The organism is Bradyrhizobium diazoefficiens, from assembly GCF_016616235.1.
GTDB lineage: Bacteria > Pseudomonadota > Alphaproteobacteria > Rhizobiales > Xanthobacteraceae > Bradyrhizobium > Bradyrhizobium diazoefficiens_H.
Map to the genome: position 1 here is coordinate 566,793 of NZ_CP067100.1, position 15,557 is coordinate 582,349.

The 15,557-nt window shown below is 65.1% G+C and carries 16 protein-coding genes; 9 read left to right on the forward strand and 7 right to left on the reverse strand.

What is annotated here, in order from left to right; translation table 11 throughout:
- Positions 1-252: 252 nt before the first annotated feature.
- Complete coding sequence (locus JJB99_RS02675) at positions 253-876, forward strand: helix-turn-helix domain-containing protein (protein WP_200497269.1); 624 nt, start codon at positions 253-255, stop codon at positions 874-876.
- Between the two features lie 49 nt (positions 877-925).
- On the opposite strand, the gene JJB99_RS02680 is transcribed toward JJB99_RS02675, so the two are convergent.
- The 4 genes from JJB99_RS02680 to JJB99_RS02695 form a co-directional block, all read right to left on the reverse strand.
- Positions 926-1,174 (reverse strand): hypothetical protein, encoded by a 249-nt coding sequence (locus JJB99_RS02680; protein ID WP_200497270.1) that lies wholly within the window; start codon positions 1,172-1,174, stop codon positions 926-928.
- Between the two features lie 97 nt (positions 1,175-1,271).
- Positions 1,272-1,649, reverse strand: a complete 378-nt coding sequence (locus JJB99_RS02685) for an Hpt domain-containing protein (RefSeq protein WP_200497271.1) — start codon at positions 1,647-1,649, stop codon at positions 1,272-1,274.
- A 149-nt stretch (positions 1,650-1,798) separates the two neighbouring features.
- Positions 1,799-2,497, reverse strand: coding sequence for a Crp/Fnr family transcriptional regulator (locus tag JJB99_RS02690; protein ID WP_200497272.1), 699 nt, complete (start codon positions 2,495-2,497; stop codon positions 1,799-1,801).
- A gap of 154 nt (positions 2,498-2,651) precedes the next feature.
- Complete coding sequence (locus JJB99_RS02695) at positions 2,652-3,362, reverse strand: Crp/Fnr family transcriptional regulator (RefSeq protein WP_200497273.1); 711 nt, start codon at positions 3,360-3,362, stop codon at positions 2,652-2,654.
- A gap of 441 nt (positions 3,363-3,803) precedes the next feature.
- On the opposite strand from JJB99_RS02695, the gene JJB99_RS02700 reads away from it, so the two are divergent.
- The 7 genes from JJB99_RS02700 to JJB99_RS02730 all read left to right on the forward strand — a co-directional run bounded on the left by JJB99_RS02700 (position 3,804) and on the right by JJB99_RS02730 (position 10,304).
- A complete protein-coding gene (locus JJB99_RS02700; RefSeq protein ID WP_200500021.1) occupies positions 3,804-4,286 on the forward strand; it encodes a response regulator in 483 nt (160 codons plus the stop codon).
- Between the two features lie 406 nt (positions 4,287-4,692).
- A complete protein-coding gene (locus JJB99_RS02705) occupies positions 4,693-7,485 on the forward strand; it encodes a hybrid sensor histidine kinase/response regulator (protein WP_200495935.1) in 2,793 nt (930 codons plus the stop codon).
- Between the two features lie 22 nt (positions 7,486-7,507).
- Positions 7,508-7,981 carry a chemotaxis protein CheW gene (locus tag JJB99_RS02710; protein WP_200497274.1) on the forward strand — a complete coding sequence of 158 codons (474 nt, stop codon included), beginning with the start codon at positions 7,508-7,510 and terminating at the stop codon, positions 7,979-7,981.
- A gap of 31 nt (positions 7,982-8,012) precedes the next feature.
- The gene (locus JJB99_RS02715; protein WP_027563594.1) at positions 8,013-8,399 is read left to right on the forward strand and encodes a response regulator; all 387 of its coding nucleotides are present in this window, start codon (positions 8,013-8,015) and stop codon (positions 8,397-8,399) included.
- Positions 8,400-8,459: 60 nt separating this feature from the next.
- Positions 8,460-9,341, forward strand: coding sequence for a CheR family methyltransferase (locus JJB99_RS02720; protein ID WP_200497275.1), 882 nt, complete (start codon positions 8,460-8,462; stop codon positions 9,339-9,341).
- A gap of 2 nt (positions 9,342-9,343) precedes the next feature.
- Positions 9,344-9,661, forward strand: coding sequence for a PilZ domain-containing protein (locus tag JJB99_RS02725; protein ID WP_200497276.1), 318 nt, complete (start codon positions 9,344-9,346; stop codon positions 9,659-9,661).
- A 139-nt stretch (positions 9,662-9,800) separates the two neighbouring features.
- The gene (locus JJB99_RS02730) at positions 9,801-10,304 is read left to right on the forward strand and encodes a response regulator (protein WP_200497277.1); all 504 of its coding nucleotides are present in this window, start codon (positions 9,801-9,803) and stop codon (positions 10,302-10,304) included.
- Positions 10,305-10,358: 54 nt separating this feature from the next.
- On the opposite strand, the gene JJB99_RS02735 is transcribed toward JJB99_RS02730, so the two are convergent.
- Positions 10,359-10,649 (reverse strand): hypothetical protein, encoded by a 291-nt coding sequence (locus tag JJB99_RS02735; protein ID WP_200497278.1) that lies wholly within the window; start codon positions 10,647-10,649, stop codon positions 10,359-10,361.
- 149 nt (positions 10,650-10,798) lie between these two features.
- Between JJB99_RS02735 and JJB99_RS02740 the strand changes: the two genes are divergently transcribed.
- Entirely contained in the window at positions 10,799-11,434 is a 636-nt protein-coding gene (locus tag JJB99_RS02740) for a response regulator transcription factor (RefSeq protein ID WP_200497279.1), read from the forward strand.
- A 67-nt stretch (positions 11,435-11,501) separates the two neighbouring features.
- Here the strand turns inward: JJB99_RS02740 and JJB99_RS02745 are convergent, their stop codons facing one another.
- Positions 11,502-15,098 (reverse strand): PAS domain S-box protein, encoded by a 3,597-nt coding sequence (locus tag JJB99_RS02745; RefSeq protein WP_200497280.1) that lies wholly within the window; start codon positions 15,096-15,098, stop codon positions 11,502-11,504.
- Complete coding sequence (locus JJB99_RS02750) at positions 15,076-15,495, reverse strand: response regulator (protein WP_200497281.1); 420 nt, start codon at positions 15,493-15,495, stop codon at positions 15,076-15,078. The genes JJB99_RS02745 and JJB99_RS02750 overlap by 23 nt, the downstream gene beginning before the upstream one ends.
- Positions 15,496-15,557: the final 62 nt, after the last annotated feature.

Below are 15,557 nucleotides of genomic sequence, written 5' to 3' on the forward strand. Positions count from 1 at the left end.
CAAATCGCCGTTAATTAATCCGTAAAAACCAGGAGCTGCGGAGGTCCGGCAGGGCCCCGCGGTGGAGGCGGTTTCCGCGCGCTGCCCGGATTTCTGTGCGGAAATCTCAACCTTGGCGGGGCCGGTCGCCGCGGCCCGCAAGCACAAATTGTGCCGAGGTCGATATTTCAGCACAAAACCGTCAAAATCACCGTAGTCTTACGGAGTAAATTGTTAACCACAGAGCGGGGTCGGTTCCGGTAAACGAGTGACATGGGGTCACAGAATGATACGGCCACCGATTCGCGGCCGTCTGAATGGTTCGAGAGCGGCGCTGCTCCAGCCGATGAGCTCGATTTCGTCCGCGTGAATGCGGTCCGGGCCAAGGCCGCCGATGAAATGGCGGCCGCCATCGCCCGCGAGCTCAACGGTCCCCTGACTGCGCTGCTGCTCTACATGGGCGAGATCAAGCATCACAGCGATCAGCTCGCGCCTGTCACGGCCGACCGTGTCTATCTGCAGCGCGTGGTCGAGAACGCGCTGGCGCAGACCGAGCGCGTGTGCGGCCTCGTCAAGCAGCTTGCCGGTCCTCACAAGAGTGCTCTACCGATCCCGTCCGGCGCCGAGGATGCCGAATTGAAGCCCGCCCGCTTGGCGCAGCCGCAGCGCCTGTCCAGCGCCGAGCTGCTCGGCGTGTCGGGCCAGAAGCGGCTGACCAAGCGCGAGCGCGAGGTGCTGCGGCTGATCAGCGAGGGTTATTCGAACAAGCAGGGCGCGCTGCGGATGCAGATCAGCCCGCGCACGTTCGAGAGCCATCGCGCCGAGGCGATGCGCAAGCTCGGCGCGCGCAACACCGCGGACCTCGTCCGTGCGGCGCTGCTGCATTCGATCGATTGAGATCTCTTTCGTTGCCCGGGCCTGCGAAAGGCCGGGAACCCGATCGCGCTCAGAAATAGTCTTCGGCGAATGGACGTGTACGCGGCGAAGGCCGCAGCGGCTTGGGCTCGTCCCTCTGCGCGTTCGGAATGATCGTGATGGTCCAGCGCGGCGGCATGCTCGATTCCTGCTCCAGCACCGAGCGAACGAAACCAGTCACCGTTGCCTCGCCAGCCTTCACCGTCGCCATCCGGCCGTTGAACTGCGCGATGCGGAAGCGACGAACTTCTTTCTGGTCCGCGGTCTCATAGGTGAACATGGAAACCTCCTGGTTTCCGGCGACTATCGCCACCTATGATTAGCCATCTCTAAAAATCCCAAACCGTAGAAGTACGGCGGGCTTTGCACGCAGTTTTCTACCTCTGCGGTTCCTGCGCGCAGGCGGCGTCGAAGGCGGCATCCATGAGGTCCAGCAGGTCGTGGAATTCGCTCTCGTGAAGCCTCTCCGCGGTTGTCTCCAGCCGCAGCGCCAGCGCCGCGAGCCTGACATAACCGAAGGTTCCGGCCGCACTCTTCAGCGAATGGGCCTCGCGCGCGATCCTGGCGTGGTGCTGCGCGAGCGCAAGCGTGCGGAACAATTGCAGGCGCGCGCAGGTCTCGCTCCAGAATACGGCGCGCACTTCAGCGGCGCCGTCCTCACCGATCTCGGCGACCAGCGCCTGATATGCGCCAGGGTCGCGTGCGGGCTCAGCATCCAGCACCTTCTGCCTGCGCGCGACGGTCACTTCAAACATGGCTTTGCCCGTCCTGATCACGGTTGGTCGGTCGCGGCCGGTCCGGCGCGAGCCCCGTGTCTACGGCATTCGAATTTCAGTTCCGGTAGCAGGACAATTTGCGTTTGCAGGCCGGCGTTAGCCGAAGGTTTACCATATGCGGGCGCGGGTCAGCGCGGACCGAGCAGGCGGTCGTACTGGGCCTTTACGGTGGCGTAGCATTCGCATGCGGTCTGGCGCAGTCCGTCAAGATTGAGAATCTGGATGTGTCCGCGGCTGTAATGGATGAAATTAGCCTGCTGCAGCGTGTTGGCGACCAGCGACACGCTATTGCGCCGCGCCCCGATCATCTGCGCCATCGCCTCCTGGGTCAGCAGCAGCCGGTAGTCGCCCGACAGATCATGGGTGTGCAGCAGGCAGCGCGACAGCCGCGCTTCCACCGGATGGGCGGCGTTGCAGCCCGCGCTCTGCTGCACCTGGGCGTAGACCGCCAGCCCATGGCGCGTGAGCAGCGTGCGCAAGCCGCTGCTCTGTTCGGCCGCGCTGCGCAGCACGTCGAGATCCATCACGGAGGCGACGCCGGGAATCAGCACGATGGCCGTGTTGAGCGCGCAGGCATCGCCCATGGTCGAGAGTGTCCCGAGCACACTGTCGCGGCCGACCATGGCGACCTGCACATGCTCGCCCTTGGCGAGCTTCACCACCAGCGAGATGATGCCGCGGTGGGGGAAGTAGGCGCGCGCCAGCGTCTCGCCGGTTTCGACCAGCACCGCGTCTTGCGGCAGATCGACCGTGCGCAGGTGTGGGCGGATCAATTCGTAATCGTCTGCCGGCAGCGCGGACAGGAAACCGTTGGATGGGCGCACCATCGTTTCCAAAACCGTCTCCCGTTTCCCGTCGTTTCCTTCGCGGGTTAGTTTCATCATCTTCGCGTCGGGATATATTGGCAATTGGGAAAAGGTTTCCAACCGTGTCGATTGCCCGCAGCGCTGTGTGCATCTCCGCATGCAGTCGGCGCGCCCGTCACCGCTGGACTCCAACCAGGCGCATGTGATGGGCCTTGACCGCCGCGTAGCAATCGCAGGACGTCGCTTCCAGCGCGCGGAGGTCGACGATCTCGATCTGGCCGCGGCTGTAGCGAATGATGCCGGCCCGCTGCAGCGCGTGGGCAACCAGCGAAATGGCGTTGCGCCTGACGCCCATCATCTGCGCGAGCGCCTCCTGTGTCAGCGGAAGAATTTGGCTGTCGGAGAGATCGCGGGCCCGCAAAAGCCAGCGTGCCAGCCGCGCCTCGACCGGGTGGAGCGTATTGCAAAGCAGCGACTGCTGCGCATGCGCGAACAGGGCCTGCTCATGGCGGACCATGAGGCTACGAAACGGTGCGCTCGCGGCAGCCACCGCCCGGAACGCGGCGACCTCCAATATGGATGCAGTTCCCGGGAACAAAACGATGGCGTCGGCCGGCGCGATGCCGTCGGCGAGTGCCGCGCCGCCGCCCACGACGCCGTCGCGACCGAGCAACGCGACCTCGATCATCTGTCCTTCGGACAAGCCCACGGCAATGGAGACGGATCCGCCATGCGGGAAATAGACGTATCTTTGCGCGGCGCCGGCCTCGCCCAAGGCAGTTTCCCTGACCATTTCGACGGTCGCCAGATGGGGGCGCAGCAGATCGAGATCTGCCGCATCGAGCATTTGCAGCAACTGATTGGTCGGGTGGCTGCTCGCGGTCATGAAAGATTAATCGGCGCGTTCGAATGAAGATCCGACGCCGTACCTGTTCGGCACCAGTTGTACGGCGGAAAAATTATATTGTAATGGTTGTGGCGCCGTCCATATACCTGTTAGAGGGCAGACAGCCTGCCGGATTTGCGGCGGAAATGAGAACGGGCGCGATGATTCGTTTGCGGGTCCTTGCGCCGGTTCCTGCACACGTCGCGGGAAAAAGCAGCAAAGGGGGCTTCATGAGCCGGAACCATTGCGTCCGGGCTGCGGTCGGATACGGTTCGACCCACGCAGCCTGGTCCGCTGGACGAGTGCCTACCGCGCTCCGATACTGCTCCGAGCCATGGCGCCGTGTGGCCGCAGATGTCGCGTTCATCCTCTCGGTTTTCCGCGCCGGGCCGACGACATTCGCAACTTTCCATTTCTCGATCGCAAGCAAAGGAGAACGGCGTGCCCCACGATTCAATTATTGAATCGCCGGAACGGGAAGCTCAAACGAGGACAGAAGGTCTACGCCATATTCTCGTTGTCGACGACGACCCGATGGTGTGCATGGCCATCGAGATCTATCTCCAGCGCAACAATTTTCGGGTGACGATCGCCGATGGAGGCGAAGCCGGGCTGCGGGCCCTCGAACACGAACAGTTCGACCTGATGATCGTCGATATCTTCATGCCGCACATGCGCGGGTTCGAATCGATCCGGATCTTCCACGAGCAGGCGCCTGCCATTCCGCTGATCGCGATGTCCGGCTATGCCTTCGCGAATCTGAATTCGCCTGCACCGGACTTCCTCCGGATGGCGCTCGAGCTTGGCGCGGCACGCTGTCTGCGCAAGCCGTTCACGCCCAACGCGCTGCTCGCCGCCATCAACGATTGCCTGGCGGAGCACCGTCCCGACGGCGACGTTGCCGCGGCCGCGCGGCTCGGTTAGCGCGGCACGGCCCGCGGCGGCGGCCGGTAACCGTTCGTTTACCGCAAGCGCGAATTTTGCCGAATTTCGGCCAAGCAGGAATCGGTGGTCGCGCGGGCGCCCGTTTGCGGGTACGCGCCTGGCCTATCGCCCTTCACGGTCAACGCTTTCCCGCGCACATCGCCGCTGTTATCGCCGCGTTTACCTCATTCCTTTCCCGGCCGCGGCGCTGCGCCGGTTTTGCCGAAAAGCCCTCCCCCACGCAGCCAAATCGCAAACTTCTCTTCAATATCCGTATTAGCACGGAGGCTGAAATTAACGGGACCGTGAAAGGGGATGTCTAACGATCCAGAAGAGGGCTTCCGTCGATGCCAAGCGCGGCTGCGGCGTCGAGGCCAGGCAGGTCGGGGTCAGTAAGGCGTAACGCATGGATGATCTGTTGCGGGAGTTTTTGACGGAGACCAGCGAGAGCCTGGACACTGTCGACAATCAGCTGGTGAAGTTCGAGCAGGAGCCGAACAACGCCAAGATCCTGGATAACATCTTCCGCCTGGTCCACACCATCAAGGGCACCTGCGGCTTCCTGGGCCTGCCGCGGCTGGAAGCGTTGGCGCATGCCGGCGAGACCTTGATGGGCAAATTCCGCGACGGCATGCCGGTGACCGGGCAGGCGGTGACGGTGATCCTGTCCTCGATCGACCGCATCAAGGAGATCCTCGCCGGCCTGGAGGCAACCGAAGCCGAGCCCGAGGGCAACGACCGCGACCTCATCGACAAGCTTGAGGCGATGGTCGAGCAGGGCATGGCGGCGATGGCCGCTGGAGCTCCCGTTGCCGAGGCGCCGCCGCTGGTGCCGGAAGCGCCGGTTGCCGAGGCCGAGAGCAAGCCGGCGCCCGCAAAAGCAATGACCCAGGGCATGCTGATCGACCAGACCCTGGAGCGCCCGCTGCGCCCGGGCGAGGTCTCGCTGGACGAGCTCGAGCGCGCCTTCCGCGAGACCGCGATCGAAGCGCCCGCACCTGCGCCCGTTGCCAAGGCGGAGCCCACGCCGACTGCTGAAGCGCCCGCGCCCGCTGCGAAGGAAGCCGCCAAGCCGGCCAAGGAAAAAGCCGCACCGAAGAAGTCGATGGCCGACGAGGTCATGGGCGAGGGCGACCGCATCGCCAACCAGTCGATCCGCGTCAACGTGGATACGCTGGAGCATTTGATGACCATGGTCTCCGAGCTGGTCTTGACCCGCAACCAGCTCTTGGAGATCTCCCGCCGCAACGAGGACACCGAGTTCAAGGTGCCGTTGCAGCGCCTCTCCAACGTCACCGCCGAGCTGCAGGAAGGCGTCATGAAGACGCGCATGCAGCCGATCGGCAATGCCTGGCAGAAGCTGCCTCGCATCGTCCGCGATCTCTCCTCAGAACTCGGCAAGCAGATCGAATTGGAGATGCACGGCGCCGACACCGAGCTCGACCGCCAGGTGCTCGACCTGATCAAGGATCCGCTCACCCACATGGTGCGCAACTCCGCCGACCATGGCCTGGAGACCCCCGCCGAGCGCCTCGCTGCCGGCAAGGGCGAGCAGGGCACCATTCGCCTCTCCGCCTATCACGAGGGCGGTCACATCATCATCTGCATCGCCGACAACGGCCGCGGCCTCAACACCGAGAAGATCAAGGCCAAGGCGCTCTCGTCAGGTCTCGTCACCGAGGCCGAGCTGGAGAAGATGAGCGAAGCGCAGATCCACAAGTTCATCTTCGCGCCGGGCTTCTCGACCGCGGCCGCCATCACCTCGGTCTCGGGCCGCGGCGTCGGCATGGACGTGGTCCGCACCAATATCGACCAGATCGGCGGCACCATCGACATCAAGAGCGTGGCCGGCGAGGGCTCCTCCGTCACCATCAAGATCCCGCTGACCCTGGCGATCGTCTCCGCCCTGATCGTGGAAGCGGCCGGCGACCGTTTTGCCATCCCGCAGCTCTCCGTCGTCGAGCTGGTCCGGGCCCGCGCCAACTCGGAGCACCGCATCGAGCGCATCAAGGACACCGCGGTCCTGCGCCTGCGCAACAAGCTGCTGCCGCTGATCCACCTCAAGAAGCTCTTGAAGATCGACGACGGCGCCGCCAGCGATCCCGAGAACGGCTTCATCGTGGTGACCCAAGTCGGCAGCCAGACCTTTGGCATCGTCGTCGACGGCGTGTTCCACACCGAAGAGATCGTGGTCAAGCCGATGTCGACCAAGCTGCGTCACATCGACATGTTCTCCGGCAACACCATTCTGGGCGATGGCGCCGTCATCATGATCATCGACCCCAACGGCATTGCCAAAGCGCTCGGCGCCTCCGGCTCCTCGGCCCATGACATGGCCGACGAGGCCGCCGGCCATCACATCGGCTCGGGCGAGCAGACCACCTCGCTCCTGGTGTTCCGCGCCGGCTCGTCGCAGCCCAAGGCGGTTCCGCTCGGGCTGGTCACCCGCCTGGAGGAGCTTCCCGCCGACAAGATCGAGTTCAGTAACGGTCGCTACATGGTGCAGTACCGCGAGCAGCTGATGCCGCTGGTGGCCATGGAGAGCGTCACCATCGCCACGCAGGGCGTCCAGCCGATCCTGGTGTTCGCCGATGACGGCCGCTCGATGGGCCTCGTCGTCGACGAGATCATCGACATCGTCGAGGAGCGCCTCAACATCGAGGTCGGCGGCTCGGCCAGCGGCATTCTCGGCTCGGCCGTGATCAAGGGCCAGGCCACCGAGGTGATCGACGTCGGCCACTTCCTGCCGATGGCATTCGCCGACTGGTTCACCCGCAAGGAGATGAAGCCTTCGATGCACGCGCAGTCGGTGCTGCTGGTCGACGACAGCGCGTTCTTCCGCAACATGCTGGCACCCGTCCTGAAGGCCGCCGGCTATCGCGTCCGCACCGCGCCGACCGCGCAGGAGGGCCTGGCTGCGCTCCGCGCGCAAAACTTCGACGTGATCCTGACCGACATCGAGATGCCCGACATGAACGGCTTCGAGTTCGCGGAAGTGATCCGCTCCGACAACAACCTCGCATCGACGCCGATCATCGGCCTCTCGGCGCTGGTGTCGCCGGCGGCGATCGAGCGCGGCCGGCAGGCCGGCTTCCACGACTATGTCGCCAAGTTCGACCGTCCCGGCCTGATCGCGGCGCTGAAGGAGCAGACCGCGGGCGCCGCCGGCGCTTCCGAGCTGAGCCGGGCAGCCGCCTAGGACGGATGGAGGAGATACGCCGATGAGCAAGAAGACCCAGTCCACTGAAGGCGCCATGGTCGAATACGTCACCGCGATGATCGGCGGCCAGCTGTTCGGCCTGCCGATCTCCCGCGTCCAGGACGTGTTCATGCCCGAGCGCGTCACCCGCGTGCCCTTGTCCTCGCGCGAGATCGCGGGCGTTTTGAACCTGCGCGGCCGCATCGTCACCGTGGTCGACATGCGCGCCCGGCTCGGCCTGCCGAGGCCCGAGGACGGCAAGGCGCCGATGGCGGTCGGGGTCGATCTGCGCGGCGAATCCTACGGCCTGCTGATCGACCAGATCGGCGAGGTCTTGCGCCTTGCCGAGGACGGCAAGGAGGAAAACCCCGTCAACCTCGACCCCCGCATGGCCAAGCTCGCCGGCGGCGTCCACCGCCTCGACGGCCAGCTCATGGTCGTCCTCGACGTCGATCGCGTGCTCGAGCTGAAGACAGAAGTGCAGATGGCTGCGTGAGCCGACGAAACATCGAAGCCGGAGAACCAAGATGAAAACGTGTTTGGTGGTCGATGATTCCAGTGTCGTGCGCAAGATCGCGCGCCGGATCCTGGAAGGCCTGGAATTCCAGGTCACCGAGGCCGAGGACGGCTCCAAGGCGCTGGAGATCTGCCAGAAGCAGCTGCCCGATGCGGTGCTGCTCGACTGGAACATGCCCGTGATGGACGGCTTCGAGTTCATGGGCCACATGCGCCGCTTGCCCGGCGGCGACCAGCCGAAAGTGGTGTTCTGCACCACCGAGAACAATGTGGCTCACATCGCCCAGGCGCTGAGCGGCGGCGCCAACGAGTACATCATGAAGCCCTTCGACAAAGACATCATCGCGGACAAGTTCGCCGAAGTTGGTCTGATCCCGGTCGGACAAGCCATGGTCTGAGTGTGTCTGGCCAGAGTGTCCGGCCAGAGTGTTCCAGTACAAGCTTCGAAGAGGCCATCCGTGACCCCGACCGAGTACGAGTATCTGCGTAAGTTTCTGAAGGATCATTCCGGTCTCGACCTGTCCGCAGACAAGCAATATCTGATCGAAAGCCGCCTGCTGCCGCTGGCGCGCAAGGCCGGATTCGCCGGCCTCACCGAGCTCGTGCAGAAGCTTCAGGCCGGCTCCAGCGTGCTGATCGCCAGCGTGGTCGAAGCCATGACCACCAACGAGACCTTCTTCTTCCGCGACAAGGTCCCATTCGATCATTTCCGCGACACCATCATGCCCGAGGTCATCAAGGCGCGCGCGGCACGCCGCAGCCTGCGCATCTGGTGCGCCGCCGGTTCGACGGGACAGGAGCCTTATTCGCTGGCGATGTGCTTGAAGGAGATGGGCGCGGCCCTCACCGGCTGGCGCGTCGAGATCATCGCGACCGACCTGTCGCAGGAAGTCCTGGAGAAGGCCAGGGCCGGCATCTACAGCCAGTTCGAGGTGCAGCGCGGCCTGCCCATCCACATGCTGGTCAAATATTTCAAGCAGACCGGCGAGACCTGGCAGATCAATCCCGAATTGCGGGCGATGATCCAGCACCGCCAGCTCAACCTGCTGCACGATTTCGCCCAGCTCGGCACCTTCGACGTTATCTTCTGCCGCAACGTGCTGATCTATTTCGACCAGGATACCAAGATCAACATCTTCAACCGTCTGGCGCGGCAGATCGAAGGTGACGGCTTCCTGGTGCTCGGTGCGGCCGAAACCGTTGTCGGGCTGACCGATACGTTCAGGCCGATTCCGGAGCGGCGCGGCCTCTACAAGCCGAACGATCCGCGCGCCGCAGCCGCCAAGCCGGTTGTCGCCGCCGGCGCGCCGGCGCGCATGGCAGTATTGGCAGGACGATAGGCATGACCGAGGATGGCAAAGGCGCGGAGCGCGTCACCTTCAGCCGCGGCTATGATGTCTGCATCATGGCCATCGACGGCACCTGGCGCCGCGACTGCAAGCTCAATGCGATCTCCGACACCGACGCCATCCTCACGGTGGAAGGCTCGATCCAGGGCCTGAACCTGAAGGAGTTCTTCCTGCTGCTGTCGTCCACCGGTCTTGCCTATCGCCGCTGCGAGCTGGTGCGCGTCAATGGCGCCGAGATGGACATCCAATTCCTGCGCGGCAAGAACAGGAAGAAGCGCGGCGCAGCCGGCGGCCACGACGCCGCGGCGTGATCCGCGCGCGGCGACTGCGCGTTTTCCGCCATGTTGCTTTAGATTTGCTGAAACATCCGAATGAATTTGACGTCGCCGCTTTACGCCGCCTAAGCGCGAACCTTGTATCCATGGCAGGTCTCAATCTCAGGATTCGGCAATGCCCAGAAGCTCCCTCTCGCCCATCTCCTCCAACCTGCCCGACGTCGCCGAGCGGCGTGCGCTTCAGCTTCTGGTGGTCGACGACGACGCCACGCAGCGCAGCCTGATCACGGTCGCCGCCAAGCAGGCCGGCCACGAGGTCACGGTGGCGCCGTCCGTCGCGGAGGCGATCGAGAAGCTCCGTGCCGCGCGCTTCGACTGCGTGACGCTCGATCTCGTGCTGGAGGACGGCGATGGCATCGACGTGCTGCGCGAGATGGCGGCGGCGAAATTCGCCGGTGCCGTGATCGTCGTCAGCGGCATGGACGGCAAGCGCCGCAGCGCCGCCCGCAGCTTCGCCCGCTCGGTCGGGATTGGTCTGCAGAGCCTGCCGAAGCCGCTCGACCTCGCGGCCCTGCGCATCAGCCTCGCTAATCTCGGCAAGACCGCGATGGGCCTGCCGGCGATCCACACCTGGGGTGGCGTCGCCACCGACGCGATCGTGGAACGGCACCGCGCCTGAGGCGCGGAGCTGCCATGCAATCAGCCGCGGCAGGTCAGCCGCGCTCATTGCGGCTTACGCTGCGCTGCCAGATTCGGACAATTGTTGCAGGGCGTGGTCGAGCTCTGCGCGGCAGGCGTTGAGGGCCGCGCTCGCCGTAGCATAGCGGGGCGTGATGTCGTCGAGCACGACAATCTCGCTGGAACCCGCGATAGCGCTATCGTCTTCGCGCTCCATGGCGGCATCGATCAGACGCATACTGATCTCGATGCGCGCGATCAGAGAGCGAAGTTCGGCTGCGATCAACTGACGGCTGTCAGTGTCGGCGATCGCGGCGAGCGGGGGTGTGCCGGTGTAATTCAGCATGGATATTCTCCGTTCCCCGCAATAAGGCACCCTGCCGCTACTTGTGCGTTAAGTCCATGTCCCGTACAAATACGGGTGGGCCGAATCCGCGCCGAACGCCATAACAGTTGGTGCGGACGCGAGTCCTTCATGCCAACTGGATGTGGCACATGGCCGAACAAAACTCTCGCGGTGAAATCTTCGTGGTCGACGACGACCCTGCCGTTCGCGACACCCTGTCGATGGTGTTGAAGGCGGCGGGCTATGAGGTGATCTGTTTTGCGGACGGCGCAGCGCTGCTCTCCGTCGCGCGAAACCGCACACCGGCTGCGATCCTGCTCGACGTACACATTCCCGGAAAGTCGGGCCTCGACATCCTGAAGGAGCTGCACGGCGAGGATTATCCGGCGCCGATCTTCATGATCTCCGGGCAGGGCGACATCGCCATGGCGGTGGGCGCGATCAAGAGCGGCGCGCTCGACTTCATCGAGAAGCCGTTCCGCGGCAGCGAGATCGTCGGCCGGCTCGACGAGGCGATCGGAGCCTATGCACGCAGGCAGGCGGAAAACGCCTCGCCGAAATTCGGCTCGCTGCATTTCCCCGGGCGCGAGCCGCTGACGCGGCGCGAGCGCGAGGTGCTCGAGCAGTTTGCCTCCGGTGCGTCCAACAAGGAAGCCGGCCGCACGCTCGGCATCAGCCCGCGCACCATCGAGGACCACCGCGCCAACATCATGAAGAAGCTCGGCGCGCGCAATGCCGCCGACCTGATCCGCATCGTGATGACCGCGGCCCAGCGCGCGTCGTAGGGCGAGCGGCCATCCTCTCTCGTGCCCCGGACGCAGCGCATGCTGAGCCGGGACACGAGATCGCGCCTCAGCCATTCAGCGCCTTGCGGATGATCCGCGCCAGATCAGACTTGCGATAAGGCTTCGCCAGCAGCAGCACGCCCGAATCCAGCCGGCCGTGATGGATGATCGCATTCTCGGTATAGCCTGATGTGTAGACCACCTTCAGATCGGGACGCGTCTTCATCAGCTCGTCGGCGAGCTGCCGTCCGTTCATCTTGCCGGGCATGATGACGTCGGTGAACAGCAGATCGAACGGCTTGCCGGCGGCGACGATCGCGAGCGCCTCGGCGGCGTTCGCCGCCTGCAAAGTGAGGTAACCCAGCGAATGCAGCTGCGCCAGCACGTAGTCGCGCACCAGCCGGTCGTCCTCGACCACGAGGATGGTCTCGTGTCCGCCCTCGATCGTGGCCGGTGTCACGCCCTCGCCGACCGCCGTCGGCGTCTTGCCGGGCGGCAGGTACATCTTGATCGTGGTGCCGTGGCCTTCCTCGCTGTAGATCTTGATGTGGCCGGCGGACTGCTTGATGAAGCCGTAGACCATCGACAGCCCGAGCCCGGTGCCCTTGCCGGGGCCCTTCGAGGTGAAGAAGGGATCGAACACCCTGGCGAGCATGCTTGCGGGAATGCCGGTGCCGGTGTCGCTCACGGCGATCAGCACATAGTGTCCCGGCCGGACGTCGTTGACGCTGGCATAGACCTCGTCGAGATAGGCGCCGCCCGTCTCCACGATCAGCTTGCCGCCGCCGGGCATGGCGTCGCGGGCATTGAGCGCGAGGTTGAGCATCGCGGTGGTGAGCTGGTTGGGGTCGACGATCGCGACGCAGGTCTCGTCCTCGAATACCGATTCGATCTGGATCTGCTCGCCGAGCGTCGGACGCAACAGCTTCGCGGTGTCGATGATCAGCGAGTTGATGTCGATCTCGCGCGGCTGGAGCGGCTGCTTGCGCGCGAAGGCAAGCAAATGCTGGGTCAGCTCGGCGCCGCGTCCGGCGGCCTCGTCGATCATCTTGGTGATCGCCGCAAGCTCCGGCTCCTTCTCCACCGCCTCCGCCAGGATCTCGATCGTTCCGGTGATGACGGTGAGGATGTTGTTGAAGTCGTGCGCAACGCCTCCGGTGAGCTGGCCGACTGCCTCCATCTTCTCGGCGTGACGGATGCGCTCCTCGGCCGCGATCTTGTCGGTCAAGTCGCGGTAGAACACGTTGAACAGCAGGCCGTCGCGGCGCTTCAGCGCGGTGACGCTCAGCTCGGCCTTGAATTCCTTGCCGTCGCGGCGGCAGCACATGAGCTCGCGGCGGCGATTGAGCGTCTGGCCGCCTCCGGAATCGAGGAAGCGCGACAGACCTGTCTTGACTCGCTGGCGCTCGCTGGGAGCGACGATCAGGTCGATGGCATTCCTGCCCAGCGCCTCGTCGCGGCGCCAGCCGAACAGCTCTTCGGCGCGCGAGCTCCAGTTCAGGATGGTGCTGCGATCGTCGGTCTGGACGAAGGCGTCGAGCGCGGTCTCGACGATGTTGCGCGCGAGCTGCTCGCTTTCGCGCAAGGATTCCTCCGCAAGCCTCGCCTCGGTCATGTCGCGTCCGACGAAGAAGAAGCGGTCGGCCTGATCGGACCAGCTGCCGCGCCAGGACAGCCAGACTTCGCGCCCATCCTTGTGGAAGCAGCGGGTGTCGCCGAGCTTGGGGCGTCCGCCGCGCCGGAGCGCGCGCATTTCCTCGCGGGACTGATCGAGATGGGCGGGATGGATGAAATCGGCGCCGCTGCGGCCGATCATGTCGTCGGGCCGGTAGCCGAGAACGGTCTCGCAGCTCGGGCTGATCTGCGCGATATGGCCGCGCGAGTCCATGATCATGATCAGATCCTGCGAGGTGTCGAAGAGCTGCCGGCGCTCCTCGATCTGCTGCTGGAGCTGCCGCTCGGCCCGCCGCGCATCGGTGAGGCTGCGCGCGCTTCCAGAGGCGCCAATGATCTCGCCCGATGGCCCCCGGATGGGGGAGAGACTGAGTGAGATTTCGACCGGCGTGCCGTCCTTGCGAAGACGTACCGTCTCGAACCGTTCGATCGGCTCGCCCCGGGCGATCCGCGCCAGATAGACCTTGCCCTGCTCGCGGCGGTCGGGCGGGACGATGATCGAGGTGGGTTGACCGATCGCCTCGTCCGCCGAATAGCCATAAAGGCGTTCGGCGGCGGGATTCCAGCCCGTGATGATGGCCTCGAGCGTCTGCATGACGATCGCATCGTCGGACGATTCGACGGCGGCGCTGAACAGCTGCTCGCGCGCCGCGTGATGGTTTCGTTCGGCCTCGGTGCGGCGGTGCTCCCGGATCTCGCGCTGGAGCGCGGCGGTTTTCGCGCGCATCTCTTCCACCATCTGGGCAAAGGCCCGCGCCAGCACGCCGGTCTCGCCGCTCGCATCGACGGGTATGTCCGCCGGCCGTCCGCTGCCGATGGCTTCCACCGCCGCGGTGAGGCGCCCGATCGGACGGGTCAATGAGCGCGCCAGCAGCACTGCGAGCGCTGCCGCGGCGAGCACGGCGAGCACGCCGACGAGCAGGGACGCCTTCTGAATCGCGGCCGGCACGCGGCCGAACACGGCGGGAGGAACGGCCACGATAACCCCGATCCATTCCTTGCCGGCAAGCAGCGCCGGTGCGATCGCCGCGCCGGTCGGCCGGCCCAATCCGTCGGCCGTGAGCTGCGTGGACCCTTCCCGCGTGCCGGCCATGGCCGCAAAAAATGGAAAGTCATTGCGCCAGTTTGTCGGATGGCCGCGCAAAGTGCCGAATTCTTGCGCGGGATCTGGATGGACGAGATAGTCGCCGCGCGAATTCACGACGTAAATCGCTCCTCCCGAGTTCGTCGCCGCGCGGATGCGGTCGAGGGCAGGGCGCATATCGATATTGGCGATGATGATGCCGAACGGCTTGCCGTCCGGCGTGAACAGGGGCGTTGCGACCCGCAGGGTCGGAATGTGCGCGGTCGTGGTCCCGCCCTGGCGGGTCGCGAGATCGAGCGGCGAAACGTAGATCTCGCCGGGCGCCAGCCGGATGGTTTCCTGGAAGTAGGCTCGCTCGCTCTTCCGCTCCAGCTCGCCGTCGGGGACGATCCGTGCCGCTCCATTCGGGCCCGAGCGGTCGACGCGGACCAGCTCGCGCTGGTCGTCGTCGAGGCCGATGATGCGAAACTGCCCGTAGCTGGGCTTGGCCTCGATCTCGGCCGCGAGCCGCGTCGCGATGCGCTCGCGCCAGGTCTGCTCCGAAACGCGGTCGGCTGCGTCAATTCCGCCGCCGACGTGGGCGCGGATCAGGCCGTTGATCGCCGCGGCGGAGCGATAGCCGATCAGGTCGCCACGGACGCCGGAAACGTAGGATTCCAGATTGGTCGCCAGCAGGCGCGACTGGGCTTCGACTCGCTCCAGCACGCGCGGAATGACCGCCTGCGTGATGTTGCGATAGCCGAGCCAGCCGACCGCGGCCACGGTCACCGTCACCAGCAGGATCATCGCGATGGCCAGCCGCGTTGCGAGCGTCATGCGGATATTCGCTGGGCTTTCGGTATGACCGTGCTTGTTGTTGCCTGCAGCAGAGGAGGCAACCTCGTCATCGGTTGCCGGAGCTGACATCGGACCCCTCCGGCTCCCGCGCCCTCAGGCAGCCATTGACCGCGGAGAGCAGGGCGTCTGGCCGGAACGGCTTCTGCAGGCTCGCCACCGCGCCGAGCTTGGTCGCCATCTTCAGGAAATCCGGCTCCGCATAGGCGTCCGGCGTGATCGAGCGGCCGGAAATGACGATGATCGGCATGGCCGGCTGCAGCATCCGGATGCGGCGCATCGTCTCCAGCCCGTCCATGCCGGGCATGAAGATGTCGAGGAACAGCAGGTCGAACTGGCCGGCCTCGAACAACGCAAGTCCCTGGTGGCCATCGCCGGCGATGGTGACGCGATGCCCGGCCCTCTCCAGGAGCAGCCGGATCGTGATCTGTACGGCCGGGTCGTCATCCACGATCAGGATGTTGGCCACGTCTGACATCCTCCGGGGCGATGGGACATTCCGCCGCCCCCCAAATCAAACCATCAAATACG